Raw genomic sequence first — 12,751 nt, 5'->3', positions numbered from 1 at the left:
GTTCGTCCGATCAATGCAGACCGAATCCCAACCGCGCGACATCGCCCTCGTCTTCGGCGGCGGCAATGCGCTCGGCGCCTACCATGCCGGGGCGTTCGAGGTTCTGCAGGCCCGCGGCATCCGGCCGGATTGGCTGGTGGGTGCGTCCATGGGCGCGATCACCGGGGCGATCATCGCCGGCAATGCGCCGGAGGACCGGATCGAGCGGCTCCACCGGTTCTGGAACGAGGCGACCCTGCAGACCGGCCTCTCCGGCACCGACCTCCTCAAGCCGCGGCAGTACTACAACGCCCTGCACTCGCTCCTGACGCTGGCCTGGGGGCGGCCGAGCATCTTCACGCACCGCTATCCCGGCCTGTGGTCGGCGCTGCCCTGGGTGCCCAACGACGTCGCCCTGTTCGATCACCGGCCCCTGCTCGACACGCTGGAGCGGCTGGTCGATTTCGAGCGCCTGAACCGGGCCGAGATCCGGCTCACGATCGCCTGCATCGACGTGGCGACCGGCGAGGAGGTCTTCTTCGACAACACCCGCCAGAGGATCCGGCCCGAGCACATCCTCGCGAGCGCGGCCCTGCTGCCGGCCTTTCCGCCGGTCGAGGTGGACGGGCGGCTGCTGTGCGATGCCGGCTACACCAACAACCTGCCCCTCGACCCGTTGTTCGAGCCCGAGCCGACCCGCGACCTGCTCTGCATCGCCCTCGATCTGTTCTCCCTGCAGGCCGACCCGCCGCGCTCGCTCGACGCGGTGCTGGAGCGGGCCAATGACCTCATCTTCGCCAGCGCCGCCCGGCGCGCGGTGGCGGGGCTCCGGCGCAACTACGCGCTGCGCGAGCGGCTCGATCCGGACGGGCCGGTCGCGACGCTGCTGCACCTCGTCTACCGGGCCGGCGCCGACCAGCTCGCGTCGAAGAGCTTCGACTTCTCGCCCTCCTCGATCCGCGACCGCTGGCAGGCGGGTGCCCGCGACATGGAGCGGGGACTCGATCGGCTCGCGGCCCTGCCGGCTGCGCGGGGACGCTTCCGCTACGCGTGTCCATGACGGCACGGCGGCAGCGCGTGCCAGTCGCCATCGTTTGAAAGGTCGGCGCCGGGATCCGACGACGCGAGGCGGCCGCAGCGCCGTCTCTCCGGGCGCGCGCGGCGCCTGAGCGGAGCCGAACCCACCTTCCTGGAGGATCAGGGAGGATCGGGCAGGCAGGCTGGCTTCCCGACCGGTGCCGCGCGTCGCCATCCTCCCCTCAATGTATCGTCTCACCGTATCGACCCGGAAATCGGGGCCAGGACGATGCGCCAGGCCGTTGCGGTGACCCGACTTTTCCGAGAGTCCGAAGGCCTCCGTTCGGGTTGGTCGTTCAGATCTCGATCCGCCCGCCGCCCGGCGCGCCTCCCGCATCGAGTGCCACGCTCTTCACGATCGCGAAGACCGGGCGCCCGACCGTGAGCCCCAGGTCGCGGGCGGAGGCGCGGGTCAGGCGGGCGGCGAGCGTCGCCTCCCCGCAGGTCACCTCGACGAGACAGGCCGTCCCTTCCTCCCGCAGCGCGGCGACGCGGCCCGGCAGGACGTTGCGGGCGCTCAGATCCCCGGGCCGGGCGAGCGCCAGCAGAACGTCGCGGGCAGGCACCCGCAGATTGAGGCGGCGGCCCTCGGGGGCGTCGATCAGAGGCAGGTCGAGGGGGCCGGCCGGTCCGGTCAGGCGCGTCAGGCCGATCTCGGGATCGTGGCGCTCGACCCGCATGGCGAGCACGCTGCCGGCTTCCGCGCCGTCGGGGATGAGGTCGGGCCGGCGCAGCACGGTGTCGACCGGGCCGCTCGCCGCCACGCGGCCGGCCTCCAGCACCACCACGGTGGAGGCGAGGCGCGCCACCTCCGCCACCGAGTGGCTGACATAGACGATGGGCAGGCCCGCCTCGTCGCGCAGCCGCTCGATATAGGGCAGGATCTCGCGCTTGCGGGCCTCGTCGAGGGCCGAGAGCGGCTCGTCCATCAGCAGCAGCCGCGGGCGCGCCAGCAGGGCCCGGCCGATCGCCACCCGCTGCCGCTCGCCCCCCGACAGGCCCGCCGGGCGCCGCTCCAGAAGCGGAGCGATGCCGAGGAGATCCGCCACCGCGTCGAGGGTCGGCCCCCCTGTTCCGCGGGCGAAGAAGCGGCCGAAGCGCAGGTTCTGCCGCACGCTGAGATGCGGCATCAGCCGCGCTTCCTGGAACACGCAGCCGATCCGCCTGCGATGCACCGGCACGCGGATGCCGTGCTCCGTGTCGAGCAGCACCGTGCCGTCGGCGACGATGCGCCCGCGCTGCGGCCGGATCAGGCCGGCGATCAGGTCGATCACCGTGGTCTTGCCCGAGCCCGAGCGCCCGAACAGGGCGGTGAGCCCGGCGCCGGCGCTGAAGGCGACGTCGAGCGCGAATCCGTCGCGGCGGAGGGAAACGTCGACGTCGATGGTCATGCAGCCTCGGCCCGGAACCGTGCGGCCGGCTTCTCAGCAAAACCGGTGCGGAGACAAGAGGCTCGATGTCCGGCCTGCCGCGTTGTCGGCGCAGGATCGAACAAGGCGCACGATGATCACCGTCCACCATCTGGAGAACAGCCGCTCGCAGCGGGTGCTGTGGCTGCTCGAGGAACTCGGGCTCGACTACACCGTGCAGCGCTACGCGCGGGACCCCGCGACGATGCTGGCGCCGCGGGCGCTTCGGGCGGTGCATCCGCTGGGCAAGTCGCCGGTGATCGAGGCCGATGGGCGGGTGGTGGCGGAGACCGGTGCCATCGTGGAATTCCTCACTGCCCGGGCCGACGGCGCGCTGGTGCCGCCGCCCGCCACGCCGGAGCGGGACCGCTACACCTACTTCCTGCACTACGCGGAGGGCTCGGTGATGCCGCCGCTCCTGCTCAAGCTCGTGTTCTCGCAGCTCGCTCCGCGAAGCCCCGCCCTGCTGCGCCCGCTGGTGCGGGCGATCGCGACCCGGGTGACGGGCGGCTTCGTCGATCCGGAACTGCGCCGCCACGCTGCCTATTGGGAGGCGGAGCTGGCCGAGCGAACGTATTTCTGCGGCGACGCCTTCACGGCGGCCGACATCATGATGAGCTTCCCGTTGGAGGCGTTCGCCGCCCGGGGGACGGGCGCGGGGCCGCGGGTGAGCGAGTGGCTGGCGCGTCTCCACGCGCGGCCGGCCTACGGGCGGGCGCTGGAGCGGGGCGGGCCCTACGCCTATGCGTGAAGCGGGCCGCCGATGACGACCCTCGCCGGCCTCGCCGCATCCTCTCCCGCGACGGTCGGTTCGGCGGGCATCGCACGTCCTGGGATCGGTCCTTGCCAGGGGCCGATCCCAGAGGGGCCGATTCCTGAGAGCCGGCCGCACGCGGTTTCAGGGTCTCGGACTGATGCGATCGCATTGCCGGCAGCAAGGCGCTGCGGGCCGCCCCCGATCACCTGCGGACCTTGTCGTTCGATGAGGATATCGCTCCGACAGGATCGGTGATCGTGTCACGCAATCCCGTTCAACAGCCGACGCAGATGTCCTTCATCAGGAAACTGTCCTTGAACTGGGTCTCGGGCTTCGGCACGGCCTCGCCACGCGTCTGCGTATCCACCATGCGCGGGCGCGGCATCACTCGCCCCGTCGGAGCGGTGTGTGGCGCTGTTATCGTCGTCTCCGGGCCACCGCCTGTGCCGGTCCGGGCCGGCTGATTCAGGGCCTGTGCGGCCGTGTTCGAGATCAGGCCGCACAGGCCGACGAGCGCGATTTTGAGAAGTCTCGTTGCGGTCACGCATCCCCTCCCGTGCTGGTGCCGAGTTGGCTCTCTCGTATGATTCCAGATGTGTTGATTGCACTACTGGGATCGTTCGCTAATACAGTGATAAAACATATCTTTTATCTTATTGAATGATCAGAATAAACCTGGTTGATATTCGTTGGACGTGTCCAAACATGTAGTTATGTATTGATAAATTTATCGGGTTCCGGGCAGATAGCAGATCAACGGGTTCGCTCGACGTCCGCCACTTTGATAGCTCTTTGCATGGCCAATGGAGCCGGTCATGTCCTGTGTCGGATTTCCGCCGGGGCGTTTCACGACGATGTCGCAGTAGGCGCGATTGGGATCGGATGCGCTGTGGAGATCCATCGTGCGCCGCGCCGTGGCCGAGGTCGGAAGCAGGGCCGATCCCGCCGCAACAAGCATAGCGAGGGCATAGGTCAATCCGCGAGGCAACAATTCTCTCCTGACTTGTAGAGCTAAGCCCAAATATGAGTCGTATTGCCCAAATATACATCTGGTTTTCTGAGCCAAGTGCGCAAGAACACATCCGGAATAATGCAATCATTTTGAGCATATCCTAAATTTTTGCACGGATTAAATCTTCATTTTGATCGTGGTGCCTGCTCATAGAGGCGCGAACAGTCGGACAATACGATTGGAGGCGCGGGGAGGCGGATAGGCTGCGCATCGGACCCGGCGGCGCTTCGAGCTGTTGGGTCCGGTCTCGGCGAGCGGCCTCGCGCCACGCCCGCCGTTGCCGCGCACGGTCGAGCCGGGGGACGAGGCTCTGCGGCTGAAGCCGTCGCCGGGATTGAGCTGCGCGGTTTCCTGTTCCGCGGGCATTCGCGCGCCTGCCGCGCTCGGGCGGTACGCGCCGCTGCCGGCCTCTTTTGTGGTGCACGGGTGTGGCCACGTCGGGACGTGTGGGAGAAGGTCGCCGGCCCGGTCGATGGGCCGCGTTCGCCGTCGCCCTGCCGATCGGACAGCCGCCCTCGGCTGTCCCTAACGCGCGGCCCCGATCCGCCGGCTCACCCGCCGCGCCAGCGCCTCCGAGGCCACGAGGGCCAGCATCGAGACTGCGACCGAGATCAGGGTGAGGCGCAGCGCGCCCGCCTCCCCGCCCGGTACCTGGGTCAGCGTGTAGATCGCCGAGGGCAGGGTCTGGGTCTCGCCGGGGATGTTGGAGACGAAGGTGATGGTCGCACCGAACTCGCCCATTGCCTTGGCGAAGGCGAGCACCGCGCCCGCCAGGATTCCCGGCAGACTGAGCGGCAGGGTCACGCTGAGGAACACCAGGGATGGTGGCGCGCCCAGCGTCGCCGCCGCCTGTTCGAGTCGGCGATCCACCGCCTCGATCGACAGGCGGATTGCCCGCACCATCAGCGGGAAGCCCATCACCGCGCAGGCGAGCGCCGCCCCGGTCCAGCGGAACGAGAATACGAGGCCGATCTCGGCCAGCCACGCGCCGAACCATCCGCGCCGGCCGAAGGCGAGCAGCAGCAGGTAGCCCGTCACCACCGGCGGCAGGATCAGCGGGAGGTGGACGAGGCCGTCGAGCAGGGCGTGGCCCGGAAACCGCCGCCGCGCCAGCAGCCACGCCGCCAGCAGGCCCAGCGGCAGGCTTGCCAGCGTCGCCACGGTGGCGACGCGCAGGGACAGCAGGAGGGCGGTCGTCTCATCGGGATTGAGGCCGAGCCAGTCCGGCAGGGCGCTCAAGGCGCCCTCCCCGGAGAGGGGCGCGCCGTCATGGGCCGAGCCTCGTCCTCACCGGCCGATGCCCGGCAACGCCCGCCTCGCCGCCCGCCTCATGGCTTCCGCCTCACAGTCCGGCGGCGGCCTTGAGGGCGGCGTTGATGCGGTCCTGCCAGCCGGGGCCGTCCTTCTGGAAGTGCTCCAGCACCGCCCGGTCGATGCGCAGGGAGACGGTCTCGCGCGCGCCGGGGACGACCGGCGCCCGGACGACCTCCGGTGCGGCCTCGGGAGTCTTGCGCGTCACCGCCCGGAAGGCGGCCTCGGCCGCTTGGCGGGGGTCGCTCGGGCGGCGGGTACGGTCGATGGCCATGGGTTCAGGCCGTCGCCTTCTTGCGGCCGCGCTTGGGCGCAGGCGGATTGGCGGCCCGCTCCGCCGCCTCCTCGGCTTCCTTGGCCAGACGCAGGGCCCGCAGGCGCACGGTGCGCTCGTCCACGGCCTTCACCGCGGCCAGATGCTCGGCCATGGCCTGCTGGCCCTCGCGGGCCATGCGCTCGGCCCGCTCGGCGCGCTCCGCTGCGCGGGTCTTGGCGTCGATGTCGTCGCTCATAAAAAATCTTTCGGCGAGAACTCGCGCCGCGTGAAATCCCGGCGGCGGCGCGCGGCGTCCCGACGCGGAAGGGATCGTGCGTGGGACGGCGAAAAACCCCGAGCGGGAACGTCGAGGATTCCTGCCCTCGGACTTAGCACGAAAGCGCCGGCAAAGACCAATTCGGCCGGAGCAGAGCCGGTTTTCCCCCGCTCTTCGCGCACCCGCTCGGAACGGAAGCGCGAACCCGTCGCGGCATCACCCGCCGCGCCCGGAACGCCCCGCTCAATCCCGGTCCGCCCGCCGCAGGGACCAGTGCAGGACGCCCTGCGCATCGACGAGCCAGAGCGCATTCGCCCGCTCGTCCTTGGTCGAGAGATCCTGTGCGTTGGCGAGGCGGACGGCCTCGTTCGGGTGGTCTGCCGTGATCGTCTCCTCGAACAGCGGCGGCCCGATCTGGCCGTCCGCCGTGCGGTGAGCGCCCCTGAGAACGAAAACCGGCATGCCTGTCTCCCTCATCCTCCCGGCAAACGCTGCATAGCCTCGGCCGCGTCGCCGGTCACCTCCGTCACCACGGAAGGGAGCGGGACCGGTCGCCTTGAGAGCGTCGGCGCCGACCGGCGGGCCCATCATCAGGGGGGAGCCGGTGCGGTGCTGCGCTGCCCCTGCAGCCGGGCGATGGCCGCCGTGGCTTGGCAGGCGAGGGCTTCGAGGCGCGACACCGTTGCGGTATCGAGCCAGACCATGGCGCACCAGTAGGCGCCGAGCGCGGCCACCGGCTCGGGCGCGCCGATCGGAACCATCACGAGGCTCCGGATCGCCTTTGAGGCATAGGCGCTGATCGGGATGCGGGGATCGGTGCCGATATCCGGCACCACGGCCGTCTTCCGGTTCAGCATCGCCCAGCCCGAGATGCAGGTCTCGAGCGGGAAGCGGCGTCCCTTCCACAGCGGTTCGATCGCGTCCTCGGCGACGTAGGCACAGACATCGTCCTCGCGCAGCACGACGGCGATCCCGTCGGAGCCCGCGATCCACCGGCCGGTCCGCGTCAGGATGGACACGACATCCGCGAGGGAGCCGGCCTCGGCCATCAGCTCGGCTGTTCGCGCCAGCTGCGGGTCGGCCTGGGAATGCTCCTCAAACATGAATGCAAACTAAGGGTTTTGACACGCTCCGTACAGGCGGCCCTCCGCGCCCAGGGGCGTACGGATCCGATCCGCAGGGCGCTGTAAGGGCAGCCATGGTCGCCGTATCGGCCTACGAACTGGTCGGCAGTCCGGGGCAGCGCCGCCACCGGCCGAAGGCGGATCGGGCGGAGGTCGGGCGCGATTGGCGCCGTGCCGCGAGCACGAGGTAGACGAGGGAGGCGAGGTGCCCCGCGCCCACCGCCGCCGCCGCGCCGCTGACGCCGCCGGCGCGTAGCAGCGGGACCACGACGGCGACCGATACGACCATGCTCACGCACAGCGACTCGAACAGCACCCGGGTGTTCTGCTTGGCCCGGAAATAATTGGCGGTGAGGTCCCGGGCGAGCACGATCACGACGCTGACCGAGAGGATGTGCAGGCAGTGCGCGTAGGCCGCGTATTCCGGCCCGAAGATCAGCCGCAGCCACATCTCGCCCGGAAGGGCGAGAACCGCCAGGATCGCGACGATCGGCACGCCGAGCTTCACGCCCGTGCGCAGCAGGTACGCCCGCAGGGCCGCATCCCCGCCCTCCGCGTGGGCGCGGGCCGCGGCCACCGGCAGGACGTTCTCCGTGGCGGACAGCAGCAGAAGCACCGTTCCGACGAGGTACTGCGCCGCCCGCAGGCCGCCGAGTTCCTCGAGGCCGAGCGTCGAGCCCGCCACCAGCCAGATGAGCTGCTCCTGCACGAAGGTGACGAAGACGATGGGCAGGAGCCAGCGCGCGAGCGGAATGTGGCGCCGGGTGACCGCCCCGATCTGCACGCAGCCGGGCCGGCGCAGGATCGGGCGTCCGAACGCGACGACGAAGGGAAGGCAGGTGGCGAACGAGGTCGCGGCGAGCAGCCAGACGAAGCCGTTGCCGCCGATGACGTCGTGTTCCAGCCAGATCACCACGGCGACGAAGGGGAAGCTCGCCGCGCGGGCGAAATCCATCAGCAGGGCCTGCATCCCCCGGCCCTTGGCGAAGAGCAGGCGGCGCAGGGTGAACTGGAGGTTCTGCGCCAGCATCAGGGCGCAGGCGGCCAGGAGCGTCTCGCCCGACATCCCGGCGATCAGGAGGGCGATCACCACGAAGACGGCGCCGGGCACCGAGAGCAGGACGGCGCCGGCGATGATGGTCGCGGCATAGGCCGTCGACACGCCGCTGCGGGCGCCGACGAGCGTCATCATCGGGGCGGTGATGAGGGCGTTGTGCAGGGCCTGGGCGAAGGTGAGCACGATCAGGATCATCGCGAAGTGCCCGAACTCGGCGATCCCGAGCAGCCGGGCGGCGGCGATGCCGCTGACGAAGCCGAAGCCGCTCACGACGCCCTGATCGGCCAGGGCCGTGAGCGCCGCCGGCGGATGCCGGACGAGGCCGGCGGCGCGCCGGAGCGGGCCGGTGGGGCGGAGAAACGCGCTCGAGGCCTTGGTCACGGCGGATCTCCTGCTCAGCGCGCGGCCAGGATGGCCGTCGCGGCGCGGCGCATCGACCGAGTCCGGCTGAAGAGCCAGAGCGGGTTGGCCGCGACGGCGTTGCGGCACACGCCGCGCTTGAACTCGTAGACGCCCGGGTTGCCGGCCGGGTCTATGCCGCCGAGATCGAGCACGGAGGCCCCCTCGCGCTGGGCCCGCTCGATCAGGCGCCAGAGCGCGAGGCGCCCGGCGCCGGTGACCTTGGCCCGTTCGTTCGAGGCGACGTAGAAATCGGTCCAGCGATGGACGGCCCGGTGGACGATGCGCACCAGGATCGGTTCGCCCCGCTCGCGAATCTCGAGGAACAGGAGGTTCGGGTCGTGGGCGGCCAGATCGCGGAAGGCCGCCGGGTCAAGGCTGTTGCGGAACCCCTTGCGCCGTTTCAAGGCGGCGTACAGGCGGCTGAAGGTTTCGAAGGCGGACAGCCGATCGGCCGGGTCCGTCGGGAAGCCGGTCGACAGGTCGGGGTTGGCCTCGGCCGCCTTGAGCACGTCGCGCCAGCGGCCCTCCATGCCGGCGCGGATCCGCTCCGCCTCTCGGGTCAGGTCGAGTTCCAGCGTGTGCGTCCGGGTGGTGACGACCGGTGCGAAGCTGTGGCCGAGCAGGGCGAGCATCGCCGCCGGCGTCTGGAACTGCTGGTAGTTCACGCCGAGCAGATCGAGGCGGCCGAGCCTGAGATGGTCGAGGAAGGCGCGGAACACCGCCTCCGCCCGCCGCTCGCCGAGGGGCGTCAGGATCGGACCGCCCTGTGCCAGAACGACGTGACCGAGCCAGCGGCGTCGGCGCTGGATCTGCGCGAAGGCGAGCGCCTGCCCGTCGCAGGAGCGGATCGCGAGCCGCCGCACGTCCCAGCCAATGCGGCGCTTGTACTCGCCCCAGCGACGCGACGCGTAGATGCTGGCGCCCGGTTGCTGCCAGATCGCCTCGTCCCAATCGGGATCGTTCGTCAGATCGACGACCGTCGCTTGACCCACTCTACAGACCCTTCGCGTGCTCGATGTCCCGAGCCGGGACACTCCATGGCCCGCCTCCCTCCACTCAGCAAGCGATGAGCCACGACGCTCGTACCAATAGCGAAACCAACAAGGCAGATTAACCACGGTATTCCGGGATTATTTATGCAGATGCCATCAGAACATTTTCGTGATAGCCGAGTGGTTCGGGGATGAGGGGCCGGATGAAGCATTGGGTCAAATCGACGTTGCGGCGGGCGCCGGGCGTGCGCGCGCTCGCCCTGCGCGGCGCCGCTCTGTTCAAGTCGCTGGCCTATGCCGAGTCCGGCCTCTACACCCTGTGCTACCATCAGGTGCCGGACGCCCAGCAGGATCTTTTCGCCGCGCAACTGCGCCATCTCGGCCGGCACGGAGACTTCATCGATGCCGACAGCGCCGTCGACCGTCTCGCCGCGGGATGGCCGGCCGGCGAGCGAGCCTTCCTGATCACCTTCGACGACGGCTATGCCGACACCTTCGAGGTGGCGCGACCGGTCCTGAAGGCCCTCGGCGTTCCGGGCATCGTCTTCCTCGTCAGCGATTGGATCGACGTGCCGCCCTCGACACCGCCCGGTCTCGATCGGACGCCGTCCCTCGCCCCGAGCGGGCGCCTCTACATGAACCGATCCGAGGTGGCGGCCTGGTGCGCCGACGGCCTCGATATCGGATCCCACACCGCCACCCATCCCCGCCTGAGCCGGCTCGGCCGCGATCGGGTCGCCGACGAGATTGCCCGTTCCCGGCGCGACCTCGCCGACCTCACCGGCCGGGAAATCCGCCATTTCGCGTGCCCCTGGGGCGTGGCCGGACACGATTTCCACCCGGAGCGCGACCCGGCGCTGGCCCTGGAGAGCGGCTACCGCACGTTCTTCACCACGCGGCGCGGCCGGGCGCTGAGCCCCGCCGATCTTCCGATGCTGCCCCGCCATGTGGTCGAGCCGCACTGGCCGGTCTCGGACTTCGACGCCCTGATGGGCGGCCGCAGGACGGGATGGCCGGCGGCGGGAACAGCAAAGGGAACGGCTTGAGAAGATTTCCGATCTATCGCTGATCATCGAAGCGAGACCGGTTCGCGCCCGCAACTCCCGACTCGAGGTCCCCGTCCATGGCAGCCGGAGCGAGGCCGTCCGACATCCTCCCCGATGCCTCCGGTCCGCGCCCGGTCGTCGTCGTGACCGGGGCGCTCGCGCCCTATACCCACGTCCTCTACGAGGGTCTGGCGGAGCGCCTCGCTGGGCGTGACGGACGGGCCCTGCATGTCCTGTCCTGCACGCCGCGCGAGCGGGCGCGGCAATGGGTGATGCCGCCGCCGCGCCTCTACCGGCACGCGGTGCTGCCGGGCCTGCGCTGGCACCGCTCCTCGATCCGCAACCTCTACGTCAACCCGGTGGTGGTGCCGCGGCTCGCCGCGCTTCGGCCGGCGGCCCTCGTACTCAACGACTTCTCGCCGACCATGCTGTTCGCGCGCGGCGCGGCGCGGCTGCGGCGCATCCCGACCCTGGTCCGCACCGACGGCGTGCCCGAGACCGATCCCGGGCAGCGCTCGGCCCCGCATCGCTGGCTGCGCCGCGCCATCGTCTCCGGGGCCGCCGCCGGGATCGGGCCGAGCGCGGGCAGCGGCGCCGTGCTCGCCCGATACGGGCTGCCGCCCGAGCGGTTCGTCCTGAGCCCGCTCTTCCCGGCCTGGACGCCGCCCGCCCCGCCGCCGCCCGATTCCGCGCGGCCCTACGACCTCCTGTTCTGCGGCATGCTGAACGAGGAGGTGAAAGGCGCCCGCTTCTTCACCGAGGTGGTGCTCGGCTGTCGTGACCGCGGCCGGCCCCTGTCGGTCCGTGTCGCGGGCGACGGACCGCTGCGGGCGGAGATGGAGGCGCGTTTCGCGCAGGCCGGCCTCTCCGCCCGGTTCGACGGCTTTCTGGGCCAGGAGGCGCTGCCCGAGGTCTACGCCTCGGCAAGGCTCTTCCTGTTTCCGAGCCGCGGCGACGTGTGGGGGATCGTGGTGCAGGAGGCCCTCCAGAGCGGGACACCGGTGCTGGCCTCCCCCCATTCCGGCGCGGGGCGCGGCCTGCTCGAAGCCCATGGCTGCGGCGCGGTGCGGCCGATGGTCGTGGCGGATTGGGTCGCGGCGGCCCTGCGTCTCCTCGACGACGGGTCGCTCCGCGAAGACTTGCGGCGCGCGGCCGAGCGCGTGCTCCCGCACTTCACGGCGGAGGCCGCCGTCGCGGGCTATCTCGCCGCTCTCGAACCGCTTCTGCACGGGCGCCCGTGATGTCGCCCGCCTGATCCGGCGGGGGCCGTGTCGAGGCTCGAGATCGTCGGGCCCGGCGGCCCAGGCTGCTGGAGTAACGCGAAACCGCGTTCGGAAAGATGCATAAATTACATTCGTGGTATTTTTGATACATCGGGCTGGAAGGTAAAACTCGGCAATTTAGCCATCGAAAATTTGTCTTGCCTCGGTACTTTGTCCTGCACGAATGTGGTGTTGCGGATCATTCCTCCCCCGCATGTATCGGCCCGGCCTCCATCTCGCGATGAAAGCTCTTGGAAATGGACATCGTCAAGAAAATGCGCTGGGAGCGTCCGCTCGAACTTGACCAGTTCGAGTCTCGAAATGCGACCATCGTGTCTCAAGACGACCAGAAGGCAGCGGATAGCCTGACGAGTATTCTGCGTCTCGTGCAATCGGATGCCGGGGCAGGCGCCGCCGCGGCGGTCGGGACGCCCTCGTCCCCCCAGGACTGGACGAGCCTGATCGAGCGCGTGAGGGCCGCCGCGCACCGGACCCGCGAGGTCGAGGCGCAGGCCCAGGAGCAGGAACAGCGGGTGCACGAGCTGCTGGAACGCGTTCGCGACGACATCAAGCTCGCCAGCGAGCGGGTGCGGGCGGCCGAGGCCAGGGCGGCCAATATCCAGGCCCTGGCCGAGCAGCGCATCCGGGCGGCGGAGGAGCGGGCGGACGCCGCCGAGGAGCGGGCGCGCATCGCCGAGGATTGGCTGAAGCAGGTTCACGAAGCCATCGTCAGCGAGTTCTCGACCCTGACGGAGGCACCGTCCAAGGCTGCGTGATCGTCCGTTCGACG

At 70.1% G+C, this 12,751-nt stretch carries 14 protein-coding genes; 5 read left to right on the top strand and 9 right to left on the bottom strand.

The genetic code is table 11. The annotated features are described in order from the left end of the window. Positions 1-13: 13 nt before the first annotated feature. A complete protein-coding gene (locus HNR01_RS09405) occupies positions 14-1,039 on the top strand; it encodes a patatin-like phospholipase family protein (RefSeq protein ID WP_183667519.1) in 1,026 nt (341 codons plus the stop codon). A 313-nt stretch (positions 1,040-1,352) separates the two neighbouring features. On the opposite strand, the gene modC is transcribed toward HNR01_RS09405, so the two are convergent. Further along, positions 1,353-2,447, bottom strand: a complete 1,095-nt coding sequence (gene modC, locus HNR01_RS09400) for a molybdenum ABC transporter ATP-binding protein (RefSeq protein WP_183667518.1) — start codon at positions 2,445-2,447, stop codon at positions 1,353-1,355. A 112-nt stretch (positions 2,448-2,559) separates the two neighbouring features. Here modC and HNR01_RS09395 point away from each other — a divergent pair, with 112 nt between their 5' ends. Beyond that, positions 2,560-3,216: a glutathione S-transferase gene (locus HNR01_RS09395; RefSeq protein ID WP_183667517.1), complete on the top strand. Its 657-nt coding sequence runs from the start codon at positions 2,560-2,562 to the stop codon at positions 3,214-3,216. A 280-nt stretch (positions 3,217-3,496) separates the two neighbouring features. Here the strand turns inward: HNR01_RS09395 and HNR01_RS09390 are convergent, their stop codons facing one another. The 8 genes from HNR01_RS09390 to HNR01_RS09355 all read right to left on the bottom strand — a co-directional run bounded on the left by HNR01_RS09390 (position 3,497) and on the right by HNR01_RS09355 (position 9,653). Further along, positions 3,497-3,766 (bottom strand): hypothetical protein, encoded by a 270-nt coding sequence (locus HNR01_RS09390; RefSeq protein WP_183667516.1) that lies wholly within the window; start codon positions 3,764-3,766, stop codon positions 3,497-3,499. 993 nt (positions 3,767-4,759) lie between these two features. After that, the gene (gene modB / locus HNR01_RS09385) at positions 4,760-5,464 is read right to left on the bottom strand and encodes a molybdate ABC transporter permease subunit (RefSeq protein WP_153873345.1); all 705 of its coding nucleotides are present in this window, start codon (positions 5,462-5,464) and stop codon (positions 4,760-4,762) included. A gap of 112 nt (positions 5,465-5,576) precedes the next feature. Beyond that, on the bottom strand, positions 5,577-5,819 hold the full coding sequence (locus HNR01_RS09380; RefSeq protein WP_017483518.1) for a BrnA antitoxin family protein: 243 nt from the start codon (positions 5,817-5,819) through the stop codon (positions 5,577-5,579). Between the two features lie 4 nt (positions 5,820-5,823). After that, positions 5,824-6,057 (bottom strand): hypothetical protein, encoded by a 234-nt coding sequence (locus HNR01_RS09375; protein WP_003605770.1) that lies wholly within the window; start codon positions 6,055-6,057, stop codon positions 5,824-5,826. 264 nt (positions 6,058-6,321) lie between these two features. After that, a complete protein-coding gene (locus tag HNR01_RS09370) occupies positions 6,322-6,540 on the bottom strand; it encodes a hypothetical protein (protein ID WP_017483517.1) in 219 nt (72 codons plus the stop codon). A 128-nt stretch (positions 6,541-6,668) separates the two neighbouring features. Next, complete coding sequence (locus tag HNR01_RS09365) at positions 6,669-7,181, bottom strand: GAF domain-containing protein (RefSeq protein ID WP_183667515.1); 513 nt, start codon at positions 7,179-7,181, stop codon at positions 6,669-6,671. A 112-nt stretch (positions 7,182-7,293) separates the two neighbouring features. Beyond that, the gene (locus HNR01_RS09360; protein WP_183667514.1) at positions 7,294-8,640 is read right to left on the bottom strand and encodes an MATE family efflux transporter; all 1,347 of its coding nucleotides are present in this window, start codon (positions 8,638-8,640) and stop codon (positions 7,294-7,296) included. A 14-nt stretch (positions 8,641-8,654) separates the two neighbouring features. After that, entirely contained in the window at positions 8,655-9,653 is a 999-nt protein-coding gene (locus HNR01_RS09355) for a GNAT family N-acetyltransferase (protein ID WP_183667513.1), read from the bottom strand. A 203-nt stretch (positions 9,654-9,856) separates the two neighbouring features. Here HNR01_RS09355 and HNR01_RS09350 point away from each other — a divergent pair, with 203 nt between their 5' ends. The 3 genes from HNR01_RS09350 to HNR01_RS09340 all read left to right on the top strand — a co-directional run bounded on the left by HNR01_RS09350 (position 9,857) and on the right by HNR01_RS09340 (position 12,737). Next, positions 9,857-10,699: a polysaccharide deacetylase family protein gene (locus HNR01_RS09350; RefSeq protein ID WP_183667512.1), complete on the top strand. Its 843-nt coding sequence runs from the start codon at positions 9,857-9,859 to the stop codon at positions 10,697-10,699. 77 nt (positions 10,700-10,776) lie between these two features. After that, positions 10,777-11,940, top strand: a complete 1,164-nt coding sequence (locus tag HNR01_RS09345) for a glycosyltransferase family 4 protein (RefSeq protein WP_183667511.1) — start codon at positions 10,777-10,779, stop codon at positions 11,938-11,940. Between the two features lie 353 nt (positions 11,941-12,293). Further along, positions 12,294-12,737: a hypothetical protein gene (locus HNR01_RS09340; RefSeq protein ID WP_246417447.1), complete on the top strand. Its 444-nt coding sequence runs from the start codon at positions 12,294-12,296 to the stop codon at positions 12,735-12,737. Positions 12,738-12,751: the final 14 nt, after the last annotated feature.

It is taken from the genome of Methylorubrum rhodesianum, from assembly GCF_014199985.1.
GTDB classification, from domain to species: domain Bacteria; phylum Pseudomonadota; class Alphaproteobacteria; order Rhizobiales; family Beijerinckiaceae; genus Methylobacterium; species Methylobacterium rhodesianum.
The sequence above is the reverse complement of the archived record's forward strand: the minus strand, read 5'-3'. Positions and strand labels throughout refer to the sequence as shown.

Bases quoted from the DNA above. Each gene is read 5' to 3' on its own strand.
- HNR01_RS09405 (WP_183667519.1), top strand. From the start codon at position 14: ATGCAGACCGAATCCCAACCGCGCGACATCGCCCTCGTCTTCGGCGGC.
- HNR01_RS09370 (WP_017483517.1), bottom strand. From the start codon at position 6,540: ATGCCGGTTTTCGTTCTCAGGGGCGCTCACCGCACGGCGGACGGCCAG.
- HNR01_RS09375 (WP_003605770.1), bottom strand. From the start codon at position 6,057: ATGAGCGACGACATCGACGCCAAGACCCGCGCAGCGGAGCGCGCCGAG.
- HNR01_RS09345 (WP_183667511.1), top strand. From the start codon at position 10,777: ATGGCAGCCGGAGCGAGGCCGTCCGACATCCTCCCCGATGCCTCCGGT.
- HNR01_RS09380 (WP_017483518.1), bottom strand. From the start codon at position 5,819: ATGGCCATCGACCGTACCCGCCGCCCGAGCGACCCCCGCCAAGCGGCC.
- HNR01_RS09395 (WP_183667517.1), top strand. From the start codon at position 2,560: ATGATCACCGTCCACCATCTGGAGAACAGCCGCTCGCAGCGGGTGCTG.
- modC (WP_183667518.1), bottom strand. From the start codon at position 2,447: ATGACCATCGACGTCGACGTTTCCCTCCGCCGCGACGGATTCGCGCTC.
- HNR01_RS09365 (WP_183667515.1), bottom strand. From the start codon at position 7,181: ATGTTTGAGGAGCATTCCCAGGCCGACCCGCAGCTGGCGCGAACAGCC.
- HNR01_RS09350 (WP_183667512.1), top strand. From the start codon at position 9,857: ATGAAGCATTGGGTCAAATCGACGTTGCGGCGGGCGCCGGGCGTGCGC.